Genomic DNA, 15335 nt, shown 5'->3' with positions numbered 1-15335 from the left:
CCTCGAACGCAGCCACCGGCACCGGCGACCCGGGCGTCCACTTTGTCCAGTGCGTCAGCAGTCGTTCCCGGACGCGACCACCCTTCAGTACGGGTTGGCGACGAACAGGTCCTGCGCCGGGAACTTCGTCAGCACCTCGGCACCGCGGCCGGTCACCACGACCTCTTCCTCGATGCGGGCCGCGGAGAACCCGTCGGACGCCGGGCAGTACGTCTCCAGCGCGAAGACCATGCCCGCCTGGATCTCCACCGGGTGCGCCAGGCTGGTGAGACGCGAGATGATCGGCCGCTCGTGCAGGCCGAGCCCGAGGCCGTGACCGAACTGCAGGCCGAACGCGGCCATCTCGCCGGCGAATCCGAAGTCGGTCGCGGCGGGCCACACCAGGGCGATCTCGTCGGTGCCCACTCCCGGCTTCACCAGCTGGATCGCGGCGTCCATCCATTCGCGGGCCCTGCGGTACGCGTCGCGCTGCGGGTCGGTCGCGCTGCCCACGCTGAACGTCCGGTAATAGCAGGTCCGATAGCCGTTGTACGACTGGATGATGTCGAAGAACGCCTGGTCCCCCGGGCGGATCAGGCGATCGGAGAAGTTGTGCGGATGCGGGTTGCACCGCTCGCCCGATACCGCGTTGATCGCCTCGACCTGGTCGGAACCCATTTCGTACAGCCGTTTGCCGGCCAGCGCGACGATCTCGTTCTCGCGCACGCCCGGTTTCAGCGCTTCCACGATGTCCTGGTACACGCCGTCGACCATGGCGGCTGCCTGGGACAACAGCGTGATCTCGTCGACGGACTTGATCTGCCGCGCGTCGAGCATCGACTGCTGCGCGTCGACGACGGTGAGTCCTTGCCGCTGCATCTCGAACAGGAACGGCGGTTCGACGATGTCCACGCCGACTGGCGCGTCCGCGACACCGGCCTGCGCGAGCAGGTCTTTGATCTCGGCGACCGCGGAGCGCATCAGCCCGGCGCCCGGTGCGATCGCTCCGCGCAGTCCGAGCATTCCGGCGTGGCAGTTCTCCGGATCGAGCCAGGGCGCGTAGAGCTTGTGATGCCGTGCCGCGGACCCGAAGTCCCAGAGCATCGGCTCGCCACCACGGGTGAGCAGCGCGTAGCGCGTCATCTTGTCGCCGAGCGCGCCGCCGATCCAGGTCTGCGTGGTGTAGCGGATGTTGTAGAAGTCGAACAGCAGGAACGCGCCGCACTCGCTTGCTTCGAGCGCTGCCCTCGAGCGCTCGAGGCGATAGGCGCGCAATCGGTCGAAGTCGACGCGTTGCTCGTAGTCGACGGCGCTGTGCCCGGGCGCCGGGATGGGCCGGTCATCGGGCATCTCACTCCTCCAGACCGTCTGTGACGTCGGCGTCCTCCGGTTCGAGCGCCAGTCCGGCCCGGCGCGCCTGTTCCCGGATGAGCACCGCGAAGTCCTCGTCGACGTACCCGGCGCCGACCGCGGACGCCACGAGCTGCGCGGCCGCCGACGCCAGCGGCATCGGCGCCTCCAGCGTCCGCGCGGCCGCCATGCCGAGGTCGAAGTCCTTGCGCAGCAGCGGCATGGTGAACGTCGGGGTGAAGTCGAGGTGGACCAGCGCGGGCGTCTTGTACTGGCTGAACGCCGAGCCCAGCACCGACTGGTTGAGGAACTCCAGGAACGCCGCCCTGCTCACGCCGCCTTTCTCGGCCAGCACGGTGATCTCGGCCATCGACTGGATCACCACGCCGAGGAACACGTTGTGCGCGATCTTGACCAGCCGGGCGACCTCGTCCTCGCCGACGTACGTCACGGCCCTGCCGAGCACCGTCAGGACCGGCTCCACCTGGTCGAAAACGGGGCGTGGCCCGGACACCGCCAAGGTGACGCGGCCGGCGTCGACCACCTTCGGGTTGCCGCTCACGGGCGCGGCCAGGAACTCGGTGTTGCGCTTGAGCGCCGCGACGCGCACCCCGGCCGACGACTCCTCGGAGACCGTGGACGAGTCGATCAGGACCTTGGGCGCCCCATCGGGATGGGTCAGCACACCGTCGGTGCCCGCGGTGACCTCCTCCAGGTCCACCGACGCGGCCACCATCGTGAACACCACATCGCGGTCGGCCAGGTCGACCGGCCGGTCGGCCACGGTCGCACCGAACTCGGCCAGCGCTTCCGCCTTGGCCCGGGTTCGGTTGTGGACCGTCACGTCGTACCCGGCGAGCAGCAGGCGTTTGGCCAGTGCCGCGCCCATCCGGCCGCAGCCGATCCAGCCGATCCGGGGACTGTCCGCCGGCAAGCCCGTCATCGCTACCTCGCTCCTCGCCTTTGCAATCGTTCGCATTCACGATGCCTCTCGCCATCAGGGCCGTCAAGTCCTTGACTCAGACCAGCTGGCTGCCAACGATTGCGACATGCGCGCACGTACCGTCAAGGTGGGCACGTTCAGCCCGTCGGTGCTGGTCGAGGTCGCCGCTGAGACGGGCGCACTGGCCACCGCCGGGCTCGTCGTTGAGGAGATCCCCGCCACATCGTCGCCCGCCCAGTTTGCCGCACTGCTGGCCGGTGAGCTGGACGCGGTGTTGACCAATCCCGACAACGTGGTGGCGTACCGCTGTCTGCCGGGCAACCCGCTGCGCCGAACCGCCGACGTGCGGATACTCGCCGCGGTGGACGGCGGGCTGGGACTGTCGTTGTTCGGCCGGCCCGGGCACTCGGCACCAGGCCAGTTGCGCCGCGGCGTGCTCGGCGTGGACGCTCCGACGACCGGGTTCGCGTTCATCGCGTTCGAATTGCTCGAGCGCCTCGGACTGCGTGACGTCGACTACTCGGTGCGATCCATGGGATCGACCCCTCGGCGCACCGAGGCATTGCTCTCAGGCCAGTGCGACATGACGATCCTCAATGCCGGCAATGATCTCCGCGCCGAAGCGGCGGGCGCCCATCGGCTGAGCAGCGTGACGACCATCGGGCCGTACGTCGGAACGGTCCTGGCGGCGCGCGGCGAGACGATCGAGCAGGACCGCGACATGCTCGCCGGATTGGTCGGAGCAATCCGGACGACATGCACCGAGCTGCTCGCGGGCAATCACACCGAGATCGCACTCAGCGCCACGCAGCGGCGCCTCGGATTGCACCGAGCCGCTGCCTCGCGCTACCTCGATACATTGCTTGACCCAGCGGAAGGCATTGTCGCCGACGGCCGCATGCCACAGGACGCCCTGGAGACCGCCATCCGGCTCCGCACCCGCCACTCCCCCAGCGCGACCGCACTGTCGTCACGGGACGTGCTGAACTCAGGGATCATCGACGACGGCCTGCTGTCCGCCTTATGACTTCTTCGCGACGACCCTGCGCTGGTGCTCGGTCACGTCCATGAAGGCGGCCTTGAACTGGGCGAACGCTTCCCGGCCGAGCCTGCGCGCGTGCCGGTCCTGCAGCCCGGCCATGATCTTGTCGGCGGTGCGCATCTGCTCGAGGCCGCGTTCGGTCGGGCACACGAGCTTCGCGCGCCGGTCGGCCGGATCGGGGTGGCGCCGCACGTAGCCCAGCCGCTCCAGTTCGTCCACGAGCGTGCCGATCACCTGCTTGTGCTGGCCCGACAGCCTGGCCAGGTCGGTGGCCCGCACACCGCTGGGTTCCAGGTACGCCATCACCGCGCCGTGCCGCGGGTGCAGGTCGTCGAAACCCTTGGCCGCCAAGGCGGTGAACAGCTCGTTCTGCACGGCGAACAGCAAGCGACCGGCCAGCATCCCGAGGTCGGGGTTGGTTCTGCTGCGCTGTGTCCGGGTGGTCATCCGTCGCGCCCCTATCGTGTTCACAAGTGCCTTACCGACCGGTAACCGGTCAGTCTAGTTCGCGAGCCGCCAACTGCCGCTCCACCCCGTCGAGCAACAACCGCAGGCCGTGGTCGAAGACCTTGTCCAAGTCGTAGTCGAAGTCCTCCCTGATGACCTCGGCCATGGTCGGATACCGGCCCGTGCGCAACAGGCGCTCAAGCGCGTCCTCCTCGGTCGTCATCCATTCCTCGTGCGTCACCCCAGTGTCCTGCCGCGCCCGCGTTTCGTCCTGCAACGTCAACGCGAGTCCACGGACATGCCCGAAAATACTCAGGTGCGTGTACATCATGTCGCTCATCGACAGACCGAACCGACGCAACACGGTCAGCGTCCACTCGGTGTACATGATCAGGTTGGGTGAGACACGCGGCCGCGTCATCGACATCGCCTCCGCCACCCAGGGGTGGCGACGGCAGACCGTCCACAGCAGACGTGCGGCGATCTCCAGGCCTTCCCGCCAGCCGGGCGGCGTCCGCTCGGGGAACGGCTCCTCGGCGAACACGGTGTCGGCCATCTCCACCACCAGGTCGTCCTTGCTCGGGACATGGCGGTACAACGACATCGTCGCGACGCCGAGTTCGGTGGCCACCCGGCGCATCGAGACCATCGCCAGCCCTTCGGCGTCCGCGATCGCGATCGCGGCCCTGACCACCCGGTCACGGCCCAGGTCGTGCTCCTTCGGCGGTTTACGCGCGGGCGCCGCCGAGCGGACGACCGTGCCCGCCCCCGGTCTCGCGTCCACCACCCCGTCGTCCTTCAGCGCCGAGATCACCTTGGTGGCGGTGGCCATCGCGACGTTCCACTGCTGGACGATCTGCCGCGTCGAGGGCACGCGGTCGCCGGGCTTCAGCTCTCCGCGCGCGATCCGCGCCTTGATCTCGGCCGCGATCCTCAGGTAGGGCGCTTCAGCCATCGCCTGACCTCCCCAACGCACTAGTGCCGCAGAACTTACACCCGTCAGCGAACTAGTGCACTATACAGCGTACGCGCCGCTCTGTACGGTGTATCCATGCGCACTGTCCTGATCTCCGGAGCCGGCATCGCCGGCCTCTCACTGGCTTACTGGCTGACCGAGCACGGCTTCAGCACGACCGTCGTGGAGCGTGCCCCAGGACTGCGGTCCGGCGGGCAGGCGATCGACATCCGGGGCACCGCGAGAGAAGTCGTCAGGCGGATGGGGCTGATGGAGCAGATCCGCGCCCACCACACCGGCACCCACGGCATCGCGATCCTCGACGAACAGGGCGGCACGGTCGCGCGGATGGGCAGCGACGACTACGGCGACTCCGGCGGGATCGTGGCCGAGATCGAGATCCTGCGCGGTGATCTGGTCAAGATCCTGCACGGCGCACTGGACCCGGCCGTGGAGTTCCTCTTCGATGACACGATCACCGCGCTGACCGAGCACGACAACGGCGTCGACGTCACTTTCGGCCACGCCGGGCAACGCACCTTCGACATCGTGGTCGGTGCGGACGGGCTGCGTTCGGGCGTGCGCGACCTGGTCTTCGACGCCGAAGTCCGCGACCTCGGCTACTACACCTCCTACTTCCCGGCCAGGATGGACCACGACTTCCGCGGCTGGGAGTTGATGTACAGCGTGCCCCGGCGTGCCGCGCTGATCTATCCGCTCGGCGACAGCGGAGAGGTCCGCGCGATGTTCGCCTTCTCCGGCCCCGAGGTGCCCGGCGCCCGGCATGACCCGAAAGCCCTGCTGGCCAAGGTGTTCGACGGTGTCGGCTGGAAAATCCCCGGCCTGGTCGAGCAGATGTGGCGGACCGACGACTTGTTCTTCGACCGGGCCGCGGAAGTGCTGCTGGCCGAATGGTGGCGCGGGCGTGTGGTCCTGCTCGGCGATTCCGCGTTCGGCGGGTCCGTCGGGATGGGCACGAGCATGGCGTTGGTCGGCGCCTACGTCCTCGCAGGCGAGCTGTCCGGAAACAGCCATGAACGAGCCTTCGCCCAGTATCAGAGCGAGATGCGCGAGTACGTGGCGGTGAACCGCAAACGGCCGCCCGGTGGGGCGAACGGGTTCCTGCCGCGCACCCGCCGCGGCATCTGGCTGCGCAACCAGTTCATGCGACTGCTGCCGCACCTGCCGGGTCGCAAGAGGATGATGGGCGGCATCGAGAAGTCCGCCAACGCCATCACCCTGAAGCCGTACACACGATCTGCCTCTCCCGCATGATCGGCCGGTTGTGCGACCCTGTGAGGTATGAGCGACGACCGGAACGTACTCGGCGGCGCCCTCGAGGAATGCGGCACTGACCCGGTGACCGGCTTCTACCGAGACGGCTGCTGCAACACCGGCCCGCAGGACGCGGGCAACCACACCGTGTGCGCCGTGATGACCGGCGAGTTCCTGCAGCACCAGCGGGAAATCGGCAACGACCTGGCGAGTGCCCGGCCGCACCTGGGTTTCCCCGGGCTGCGCCCGGGCGACCGGTGGTGTGTCTGCGCTTCACGGTGGCTGCAGTCCTATGAGGCCGGCGTCGCGGCGCCGGTGGTGCTCGCCGCGACGCATGCCCGTGCGCTGGAAGTGGTTCCGCTGGAGGCCCTGCGGGAACACGCGGTGGACGTGCCCGCCGACCCCAGCTCACTGCTCTAGCTTCTCGCGGTTGCGCTCCAGCGCGAGCTCGCGTGCCACCAGCACCAGAGCCACGAGCATGGCCAGCGCCAGCCAGCGAAGGTCCACCCCGGCACGGCCGAACAGGAAAGGCGTGTAGGAGAAGAAGGACGCGAACTGCACCAGCAGGGGCACCGGCCAAAGCCAGCGCGGGAAGTAGAACGCGGCGACCACTGTGAGCACATCGGCCAGGTAGAAGTACCGCTCGTGCATCGCGGGCAGGAAGAACGGCACGAGGATCGCGAAAAACGCGGCCAGCAGCACGACTCTGGGCACTGTCACGGTAACCCGGCTTGCGATGACGGCGAAGACCACGATCAGCACGAGGGCTCCGGTGAACAGGATGCCCGCGGACTTGATCAGGTCGGCCGCACTGGTGACGGTGAGGAACTGGTAGACGTTCGGGGCGTTCAGTGTCAGTCGCGTGTACTCCGCGGCTTGATCGACGTACACCGACAGCAGGTGCCCGGGATTCGCGCCGACCAGCAGTGCGGGGCCGTCCAGCAGCAGCACCACGCCGGGGACGACGAGCAGGCCGGGCCAGGGCACCTTGCGCAGCAACACAAGCACCAGCAACAGCGGGAACAGGAACACGATCTGCAGCTTGAAGGCCAACGCCAGCCCGAAGAACACACAAGCCAGCCAAGGACGTCCGCGCACCACGTAGTACACCGCGCCCACGCCGAAGGCTGCGTAGATCGAGTCGCACTGCGCCCACATGGCGCCGTTCGTCACGACCGTGGGCAACAGGCTGACGGTGGTCGCGGCCAGGAAAGGCAGCCAGCCGCGCGGGTACTTCAGTGCGACCACCTTGTACACGTAGAACGCCAGCAGCAGGTCGAACAGCACCGAGATGACCTTGACACCGGCCAGGACCGGGACCGGCAGGTACGTCAGAACCGCCAGCAGGTACAGATAAGGCACGTTGTAGTTGGCGAACTCGTACCGCAGGGCGGGAAAACCGCCGTTGGCCGCGATGAACTCGTACCACTGCTGTACGAACGCGCGATAGTCCATGGACTGGAACGGAAACAGCACCAGTCGCACAGCCAACGTGAGCAGCACGATCGCGGCGGCGACGAACACGGCCGGGCCCGGACGGGCTATTCGAGTCACGGTGGACAGGACACCAACCCCGGCTGGACGCGAGCTGGGAGATCGCTGAGCGTTGACCGAAATGCCGTCCCCCAGCCCCTCTCGTGAGTGTTTATCAGGGTTAGAACACGGATAAACACTCACGAGCAGTGATCTGTACGTCAGGCATCCAGTGATTCGTAAGGGTCGGTGGTGTCCGCCAAGCGCCGCAGGGTGTCGAGCGCCCGGTGCAGTGTTTCCAACGGTGGCGCGGACAGTGACAGGCGGACGGCGTTCGGAGCGTGCCCGTGAGCCACAGCGAACGCGTGGCCCGGGGCGATCGCGATGCCCGCCCTGGCGGCCGTGGCGGCGAAGGCCTCCGCGCGCCACGGTTCCGGGAGATACCACCAGCAGTGGTACGCCTGCGGATCACCTTGCACCGGAAGGTAACCGCGCGCGATCTTCTGCCGTTCCAGCGCATCGACACGCTTGGCCGCGCAGATTTTTTCGACCACGCCGTCGAGCAGCCAGCGGGTCGCGGCCTCCATCGCGAAGTGTTGCGCGGCCAGTCCCATCGTGCGCACCGCGGTCGGCACGTGTTCGGCCAACATGGGCGGCGGCGCGATGAAACCGATGGTCAGGCCGGGCGACAACCGCTTGGACAGGCTGTCCACCACCACTGTCCGGCCGGGCGCCACGGGCGGCAACTCGTCGGACAGGAACCCGTAGATGCTGTCCTCCAGCAGGAAGAGATCGGTGTGCTGGATCATCTCGGCGAGCTTCTGCCGCCGGGCCGGCGGCATCGTGATGCCCAGCGGGTTGTGCAGGGTCGGTTGCATGTAGATCGCGTCCAGGTCGGTCAGATCTGTCAGCCGCGGGTTCAGCCCGTGCTCGTCCATCGGCAACGGGACCAACGTGATGCCACGCCGGGCCGCGATCCCTTTGACCAACGGATAAGTCAGCGACTCGACGCCGAGCCGTCCGCCGATCGGCACGATCACCTCGAGGGCCGCGGCGATCGCCTGCCTGCCGTTACCCGTGAACACGATGCCTGACGGGTCGGGTTTCCAGCCGCCGCGGGCCATCATCTCGGCCGCCGCGGCACGCAGCACCGGCGTGCCGGCCGCGTTCGCCGGCTGGAGGGTCTCCGCCATGACGTCCGGCCGGACCATGCCCGCGAGGCTTTCCGCCTGCATGGCCGCTTGTCCCGGCAGCACCGAGAAGTTCAGCTCCAGGTCGATGGGGACCTGCGCCGGTTCGGTGAGCGCGGGGGTTTCCGGCGGTGGGGAGGCACGCACGAATGTCCCTCTGCCGGTTTCGCCGACGACCAGGCCGCGGCGTCTCAGCTCCCCGTACACGCGGGCCACGGTCGAGTTGGCAAGGCCGTGCTTGCGCGCCAACTGCCGCTGGGGCGGCAACTGGTCGCCTGGCTTCAGCAGGCCGCTGGTGATGGCTGCCGCGAGTTTGTCGGCAACACGCCGGTAGTCGTCCATGAATGCACCATATTGCACCGGGAGCAATATTTGTATTGCTCCGAGCAAATGCACTCGTTAGCGTGAATCCCGTGTTCATCGCGTACGACGACGTCGGCTCAGGCAACCCGGTTGTGCTCGTGCACGGCCACCCGTTCGACCGTTCGATGTGGCGGCCCCAGGTCGAGAGGTTCGGCCGGAGCCACCGCATGATCGTCCCCGACCTGCGTGGTTACGGGGAAAGCACCGTCATCCCGGGTAAGACCACGCTCGACGTGTTCGCCCAGGACATCGCCGACCTGCTGGACCGGCTCGGCGCCGGCCGGGTGGTGCTCGGCGGACTGTCCATGGGTGGCCAGATCGTCATGGAAGCCTACCGCCGGTTCCCGGACCGGATCAGCGGTCTGCTGCTCGCGGACACCTTCCCCGGCGCGGAAACGCCCGAAGGTGTGAAGGCGCGCAACGACATGGCCGACCGATTGCTGCGTGAAGGCATGGGGCCGTACGCCGACGAGGTGCAGTGGAAGATGGTGGCTCCGGGCAATGACTCCGAGCACGTGATGCACATGATGAAGAACGCTCCGCCCGAAGGCGCCGCGGCGGCGTTGCGGGGCCGCGCGGAACGCCCCGACTACACCGAATCGCTCCGAGAGATCTCGGTGCCCACGCTCATAGTGGTGGGGCGATTGGACGAGTACACCCCGGTGCACGAGGCGGAGCGCATGCACGCCCTGATCCCGGGATCGACGCTCGCGGTGATCGAGGGCGCGGCCCACATGCCCAACCTGGAACGGCCGGCGGAGTTCAACGCGGCGTTCGAACGACTGCTGAATACGGTGTGGGGATGAGCGAAGACATGATCGCGTTCGTGACGGGGGCCAGCACCGGGTTCGGCGCGGCCATCACCCGGCGGTTCGCGGCGGAAGGCGCCCGTGTGATCGCTTCGGCCCGGCGGGCCGGCAAGCTCAGGGAGCTGGCCGATGAGCTGGGCGAGCGGGTCCTGCCGCTGGAGCTGGACGTCACCGACCGCGCGGCGGTGTACGCGGCGGTGGCGAACCTGCCCGCCGAGTTCAAGGACGTGGACGTCCTGGTCAACAACGCCGGGCTGGCCCTGGGGATCGAACCGGCGCACCGCGCCGACCAGGACGAGTGGGACCGCATGATCGACACCAACTGCAAGGGCCTGGCGACGTGCACCCGCGCGGTGCTTCCGGGCATGGTGGCGCGCGGCCGTGGCCACGTGATCAACATCGGCTCGGTGGCGGCCAGTTATCCGTATCCGGGCGGGAACGTCTACGGCGGCACGAAGGCGTTCGTGCAGCAGTTCAGCCTCGGCCTGCGCAGTGACCTGCACGGCACGGGCGTGCGCGTGACCTGCATCGAGCCGGGCATGGTCGGCGGGACGGAGTTCTCCACCGTGCGGTTCTCCGGCGACCAGAGCAAGGCGGACGCGGTGTACGCGGGCATGCAGCCGTTGACCGCGGACGACATCGCCGAGTCGGTGTACTGGGCGACGTCTCAGCCCGCGCACGTCAACGTCAACGTCATCGAGCTGATGCCGGTCGCGCAGAGCTTCTCGGCCTTCCAGGTCTACCGGACGTAAGCGGCGAGCGTCACGGCGAGCACCGCGTCCGCGTCAGGCAGCAGCGCCAGCCCGCGCAGCGACGCCCACAGCGAGGCCGCCACCAGGTCGGTTCCGGGCACGAACTGCCGGAACCGGGCGAACACGGCGGCGCCGAGCGGGACCATGTCCGACCGGAACATCAGCTCGAACAACGCGGGGCCGCCCCGTGCGAAGTCCACATAGGACTCGCACGCGGCGGTCAGCCGTCGCCGGGGTTCGCCCGGTGGCACCGCCCGCAGGCGCCGCTCCAGCTCCGCGTAGCCGGTCGAGGCAATGGCGGAGAGCAATGCGGAGCGATTCGGGAAATGCCTCAGCGGTGCACCGTGGGAGATGCCCGCGTCGCGCGCGATCCTGCGCACGGTCACCGCGTCGACGCCCTCGTCCGCGAGCACCTTGAGCGCGCACTTGATCAGGCGTTTGCGCGTGCTGTCACCGATCGGCGCACTCACGCTTTGCCGGGCACGGGCTGAAGTTCGGTGACCGGCAACAGGTGCGGACGCTTCGGCAGCACACCGTCACCCGGCTGCCGTCCGATCAGCCGGTTGCGGATCCGGCCACGGACCACGGGCCACACCTGCTGGTAAACCCACTGGACGTTGGACATCAGGCTCGGTCGCGCCGCGACACCGGGCAGCGGTTCGAGCCAGCTCGCGTCGTGGCTGATGCCCAAGCGGGACAGCAGGTGCGCGGCCAGTCGCCGATGGCCGATCCCGGCGAGGTGCAACCGATCCGGGCCGAAGTACCGCGAGTCACGAGCGGCCTGATCAGGCCACAGGTCCACGAGAACCGCGCCGTAGCTGACGGCGGCCTCCCGGATGGCGGCGTTGAGCGCTTCGATCCGCGGTCCCATCCGCCAGCCGAACGGCATCCGGTCGGCGATGTCGCTCAGCGTGAACACCACGACCGTCGGCGCCAACTCGGTCAACGCCCGTACGGCGTGGTCGACGCGACGAGCCACGATCCGCTCCGAGTAGCCGCCGGACATGATGTCGTTACCACCCCCGAAGAGCGCCACCAGGTCGGGGTTCAGCCTCGCGGCCGCGGGGATCTGCTCCACAATGATCTGGTCGAGCCGGCGGCCGCGCACACCCAGGTTGGCGTACCGGAAGTCGGCGTCCTCCTCGGCGAGGCGGTGCGCGACGATGTCGGCCCAGCCGCGGTAGACCGCGGCGCCCGGGTACGGGTCGTCCAAGCCCTCGGTACAGCTGTCACCGAGCGCGACAAAGCGTTGGTATCTCATTCACGTCCTAGTAACCTCAGATTCAGGTAGACAGTGTCTACCATTCATCTGGCATTGAGGCCACATCCTGGCCGTTATTGGCCATAGTGTTCGGGTATGACCGCACAGATCTCGCGCAAGGCACTCAACCGCGCCACATTGGCCCGGCAATTGCTCCTTGAGCGCTCCGACATGCCTGTGCTCGACGCGCTCGAACATCTGGTCGGTCTCCAGGCACAGACAACACACAGCTGGTACCACGGCCTGTGGAGCAGACTGCGGACCTTCGACCCGCGGGAACTGTCCGATCTGCTGGCCAACCGCGAAGTGGTCCGGATGGTGCTGATGCGGTCGACGATCCACCTGGTCACGGCGCGCGACAGCCTCGCGCTCCGGCCATTGCTCCAGATTGTCAGCGAGCGCTCCACGATGAGCGTCTACGGCAAGGGCATCGCCGGCCTGGATCAGGCCGGCCTGGTCGCCGAAGGCCGCAAGCTGCTCGACGAGAAGCCGATGACCTTCACCGAACTGGGCAAACGGATGGCGGAGCGGTGGCCGGGCCATGACGAGCAGTCGCTGGCGTACGCGGTCCGCGCCTGGGTCCCGCTGGTCCAGGTCCCGCCGCGCGGCCTCTGGGGCCGCAGCGGACTGGCCGCCCACGCGACCGTGGAAACCTGGTTGGGCGCACAGGTCGACGCGGAGCCGGACATCGACCGGCTGGTGCTGCGGTACCTGGCCGCTTTCGGGCCGGCCTCGGTCAAGGACGCGCAGACGTGGTCGGGCCTGACGAGGCTGAGTGAGGTCTTCGCCCGTCTGCGCCCGAAACTGGTCACGTTCGAGGACGAGAACGGCCGCGAACTGTTCGACCTGCCGGACGCCCCGAGGCCCGCCGAAAGCACCCCGGCCCCGCCGCGTTACCTCTACGACTTCGACAACCTGCTGCTGTCCCACCACGACCGGAGCCGCATCGTCGTCGACTTCGCCCAACCGCGCCCGCGCAACGGCATGCTCCCCAAGCTCTTCCTCGTCGACGGCTTCACCGCGGGATGGTGGACGGTCGAGAAGGACAAGGACCGGGCCGTCCTGGTGGTGCACCCGTACCGCAACCTGCTCAAGAAGGAGGTCGCGGCGCTGACCAAGGAAGGCCTGCCGCTGCTGGAGTTCGCCGCGCCCGGCTGCGCGCACGACATCCGTTTCGAATGCTCCTGACTGTGGCGGGCCACAGTCTGACGGCCCGCCACTGTCACACGATGACACGAATGCGGCAACACGACTACAGAACGTCGCAACCGGGCTTATGGTGACGTCGGTTCCCACCCCGGAAAGGGGCCCCGATGGCCACTCCCACCACCCGGCGCGGATTCCTGACGTTCCTAGTCGCCGCGCCCACCCTGACGGTCGCCACGAACCTGACCGCGGACGCCCTGCCGAGCCTGCCCGCACCCGCGGAGATCACGGACCTCGGTGACCTGCTCATCCTCGCCGGGACGCCCACGGCGAACATGCTCGTGCTGGAAGTGACGCCGGACGGCGAGGTGCGTTTCCAGTTACCGCGGGCCGAGGTCGGCCAGGGCATCACGACAGCGGTGGCGATGCTCGTCGCCGAGGAGATGGACGTGCCGGTGAGCGACGTACGGGTGTCCCTTTCGGACGCCCGGGCGGAGTTGCTGTTCAACCAGCTGACCGGTGGTTCGAACACGATCCGTTCGGTGTACGGCCCAGTGCGTCGAACCGCCGCCGCGGCACGGGCGCGACTCGTCGCGGCAGCCGCGCAGCAATGGAAAGCACAGTCAGCCACGCTGTCCACACGGGACGGATCAGTGGTGGCACCGGACGGCCGGACCGCGACCTTCGGTGACCTCACCGCAGCCGCCGCGAAACTGACGTCCACGATCACCGCACAGCCCAAATCCGAAGAACAACACCGGGTGGTAGGCACATCGCAACCCCGCGTGGACGCCCGCGCGATGGTCACCGGCCAGATGCGGTACACACTGGACCTCGACGTCCCCGGCGCGATGCCGACGGTCGTCCGCCGTCCGCCGACGATCAACGGCTCGGTCAGGACGGTCGACGATTCGGCCGCGAAGGCGATGCCAGGGGTCATCGCGATCGCCGTCGTCCCCACGGGCGTCGCCGTGATGGCCGAGACCTTCGGCCAGGCCATCGCCGCCAAGGACGCGCTCGAAGTCACCTGGAACAGGGGAACCGTCGACGAACTGTCCGATGCGGACATCAAAGCGAAGCTGCGCGCGGCCACCCTGCCGTTCGTCGTGCCACCGCTGTTGACGCAACACATCGACGGCGAGTTCGACTTCGCGTTCGTCAGCCACGCGCCGCTGGAGACCAACTCGGCGATCGCCGACGTGCGTGCCGACCGCGCGGAGATCTGGGCCGGCCTGAAGTCGCCGATCGTGGCCAAGCAGACCATCGCGGCCGCGCTCGGCCTGCCACAGGACAGCGTCACGGTGCACGTCACGCAGGGCGGCGGGTCCTTCGGCCGCCGGCTTTTCTTCGACGCCGCACTGGAAGCCGCGCAGATCTCCAAGGCGATGCGGCGCCCGGTCAAGCTGATGTGGACGCGTGTGGACGACATGCGGCACGGCAGGGCCCGCTCGGCGAGCCACCACAAGATCCGGGCGACGTACGCACTCGGCCAAGTGCTCACGTTCGAGCACCGCGTGGCCAGCGTGGAAACCGACTTCCGGCACGGTCTCGGCGAGATCCTCACCGCGACCGCCGCGCACCTGCCGGTCGGCGGCAACCTCAGCTTCGCCCAGACGGTGTTCCTCACGACCGTCAAGGTTCCGTACCACTTCGGCGTGGTCACCCAGCTGCTCAACGAGGTCCCGCTACGGATGCACACGGGCAGCTGGCGTTCGGTGTACTCGGCGAACACCCGTGGCGCCGAGGAGATCATGGTCGACGAACTGGCCGCGAGACTGGGCAAGGACCCGGTCGCGTTCCGCCGGGAGACCCTCAAGACCGACCGGCAGCGCGCGGTTCTCGACAAGGTGGCGGCCGCGGGCGAGTGGGGCCGGACGATGCCCCAGGGATTCGCCCAGGGCGTGGGATTTCACGACGAGTACAAGTCGTGTACGGCGTGCCTGGTCGAAATGGACGCCCGGGACCCGAAAAACCCGAGGGTAATCAAGGCCGTCATCGCGGTCGACGTCGGCAGGCCGATCAATCCCCTTGGCGTGCGGGCGCAGATGCTCGGCGGCCTGACCGACGCGATCTCCACCACGCTGCGCGCCGGCCTGCACATCGAGAAAGGCCTTCCGTTGGAAGGCAGTTACTCGCAGTTCCACTACGCCCGGCAGAAGGATTCCCCGCCGCAGGTGGAGATCCACGTGATGCCCGCCAACGGCGAGCCCGGCGGTGCCGGCGAACTGGGTGTGCCCGCCGCGGTCGGCGCGATCGCCAACGCCTACGCCCGCGCGACCGGGATCAAACCCCGCAGCTTCCCGATCACCTTCCCCGTCGACTTCGACCCGTTCCCCCGCTAGGAGCCGAA

At 68.2% G+C, this 15335-nt stretch carries 15 protein-coding genes; 7 read left to right on the top strand and 8 right to left on the bottom strand.

Going from position 1 to position 15335, the window contains the following annotated elements; all coding sequences use genetic code 11:
• Positions 1-84 precede the first annotated feature (84 nt).
• Positions 85-1329 carry a M24 family metallopeptidase gene (locus GC106_RS20510; RefSeq protein WP_173133051.1) on the bottom strand — a complete coding sequence of 415 codons (1245 nt, stop codon included), beginning with the start codon at positions 1327-1329 and terminating at the stop codon, positions 85-87.
• A 1-nt stretch (position 1330) separates the two neighbouring features.
• Positions 1331-2272, bottom strand: coding sequence for an NAD(P)-dependent oxidoreductase (locus tag GC106_RS20505; protein ID WP_173133048.1), 942 nt, complete (start codon positions 2270-2272; stop codon positions 1331-1333).
• Between the two features lie 106 nt (positions 2273-2378).
• Here GC106_RS20505 and GC106_RS20500 point away from each other — a divergent pair, with 106 nt between their 5' ends.
• The gene (locus tag GC106_RS20500) at positions 2379-3299 is read left to right on the top strand and encodes an ABC transporter substrate-binding protein (RefSeq protein ID WP_173133044.1); all 921 of its coding nucleotides are present in this window, start codon (positions 2379-2381) and stop codon (positions 3297-3299) included.
• Here GC106_RS20500 and GC106_RS20495 read toward each other — a convergent pair.
• Together GC106_RS20495 and GC106_RS20490 are read right to left on the bottom strand one after the other, a co-directional pair.
• Positions 3294-3761 carry a MarR family winged helix-turn-helix transcriptional regulator gene (locus GC106_RS20495; RefSeq protein WP_217280748.1) on the bottom strand — a complete coding sequence of 156 codons (468 nt, stop codon included), beginning with the start codon at positions 3759-3761 and terminating at the stop codon, positions 3294-3296. The two genes, GC106_RS20500 and GC106_RS20495, sit on opposite strands and share 6 nt — an antisense overlap.
• A 49-nt stretch (positions 3762-3810) precedes the next feature.
• Positions 3811-4716, bottom strand: a complete 906-nt coding sequence (locus GC106_RS20490) for a TetR/AcrR family transcriptional regulator C-terminal domain-containing protein (RefSeq protein WP_173133040.1) — start codon at positions 4714-4716, stop codon at positions 3811-3813.
• A gap of 96 nt (positions 4717-4812) precedes the next feature.
• Here GC106_RS20490 and GC106_RS20485 point away from each other — a divergent pair, with 96 nt between their 5' ends.
• Both GC106_RS20485 and GC106_RS20480 read left to right on the top strand, forming a co-directional pair.
• Positions 4813-5991, top strand: coding sequence for an FAD-dependent monooxygenase (locus tag GC106_RS20485; protein WP_173133037.1), 1179 nt, complete (start codon positions 4813-4815; stop codon positions 5989-5991).
• Between the two features lie 27 nt (positions 5992-6018).
• The gene (locus tag GC106_RS20480) at positions 6019-6411 is read left to right on the top strand and encodes a DUF2237 family protein (RefSeq protein ID WP_173133034.1); all 393 of its coding nucleotides are present in this window, start codon (positions 6019-6021) and stop codon (positions 6409-6411) included.
• On the opposite strand, the gene GC106_RS20475 is transcribed toward GC106_RS20480, so the two are convergent.
• Positions 6400-7545: a putative hexosyltransferase gene (locus tag GC106_RS20475; RefSeq protein ID WP_173133031.1), complete on the bottom strand. Its 1146-nt coding sequence runs from the start codon at positions 7543-7545 to the stop codon at positions 6400-6402. The genes GC106_RS20480 and GC106_RS20475 overlap by 12 nt on opposite strands.
• 140 nt (positions 7546-7685) lie before the next feature.
• Positions 7686-8996: an aminotransferase-like domain-containing protein gene (locus tag GC106_RS20470; RefSeq protein ID WP_173133028.1), complete on the bottom strand. Its 1311-nt coding sequence runs from the start codon at positions 8994-8996 to the stop codon at positions 7686-7688.
• A 71-nt stretch (positions 8997-9067) separates the two neighbouring features.
• Between GC106_RS20470 and GC106_RS20465 the strand changes: the two genes are divergently transcribed.
• Positions 9068-9823: an alpha/beta fold hydrolase gene (locus tag GC106_RS20465; RefSeq protein ID WP_312872777.1), complete on the top strand. Its 756-nt coding sequence runs from the start codon at positions 9068-9070 to the stop codon at positions 9821-9823.
• A complete protein-coding gene (locus GC106_RS20460) occupies positions 9820-10578 on the top strand; it encodes an SDR family oxidoreductase (RefSeq protein ID WP_173133022.1) in 759 nt (252 codons plus the stop codon). Before GC106_RS20465 ends, GC106_RS20460 begins: the two co-directional genes overlap by 4 nt.
• Here GC106_RS20460 and GC106_RS20455 read toward each other — a convergent pair.
• Both GC106_RS20455 and GC106_RS20450 read right to left on the bottom strand, forming a co-directional pair.
• Complete coding sequence (locus GC106_RS20455; RefSeq protein WP_312872757.1) at positions 10566-11048, bottom strand: TetR/AcrR family transcriptional regulator; 483 nt, start codon at positions 11046-11048, stop codon at positions 10566-10568. The genes GC106_RS20460 and GC106_RS20455 overlap by 13 nt on opposite strands.
• Entirely contained in the window at positions 11045-11839 is a 795-nt protein-coding gene (locus tag GC106_RS20450) for an SGNH/GDSL hydrolase family protein (RefSeq protein WP_173133020.1), read from the bottom strand. The genes GC106_RS20455 and GC106_RS20450 overlap by 4 nt, the downstream gene beginning before the upstream one ends.
• A 96-nt stretch (positions 11840-11935) precedes the next feature.
• Between GC106_RS20450 and GC106_RS20445 the strand changes: the two genes are divergently transcribed.
• Positions 11936-13027, top strand: coding sequence for a winged helix DNA-binding domain-containing protein (locus GC106_RS20445; RefSeq protein WP_173133018.1), 1092 nt, complete (start codon positions 11936-11938; stop codon positions 13025-13027).
• Positions 13028-13152: 125 nt separating this feature from the next.
• On the top strand, positions 13153-15327 hold the full coding sequence (locus tag GC106_RS20440) for a xanthine dehydrogenase family protein molybdopterin-binding subunit (RefSeq protein WP_173133016.1): 2175 nt from the start codon (positions 13153-13155) through the stop codon (positions 15325-15327).
• Positions 15328-15335 lie beyond the last annotated feature (8 nt).

Source organism: Kibdelosporangium persicum (assembly GCF_013280595.1).
Classification (GTDB): domain Bacteria; phylum Actinomycetota; class Actinomycetes; order Mycobacteriales; family Pseudonocardiaceae; genus Kibdelosporangium; species Kibdelosporangium persicum.
This window is presented reverse-complemented; position numbering and strand designations above follow the sequence as displayed.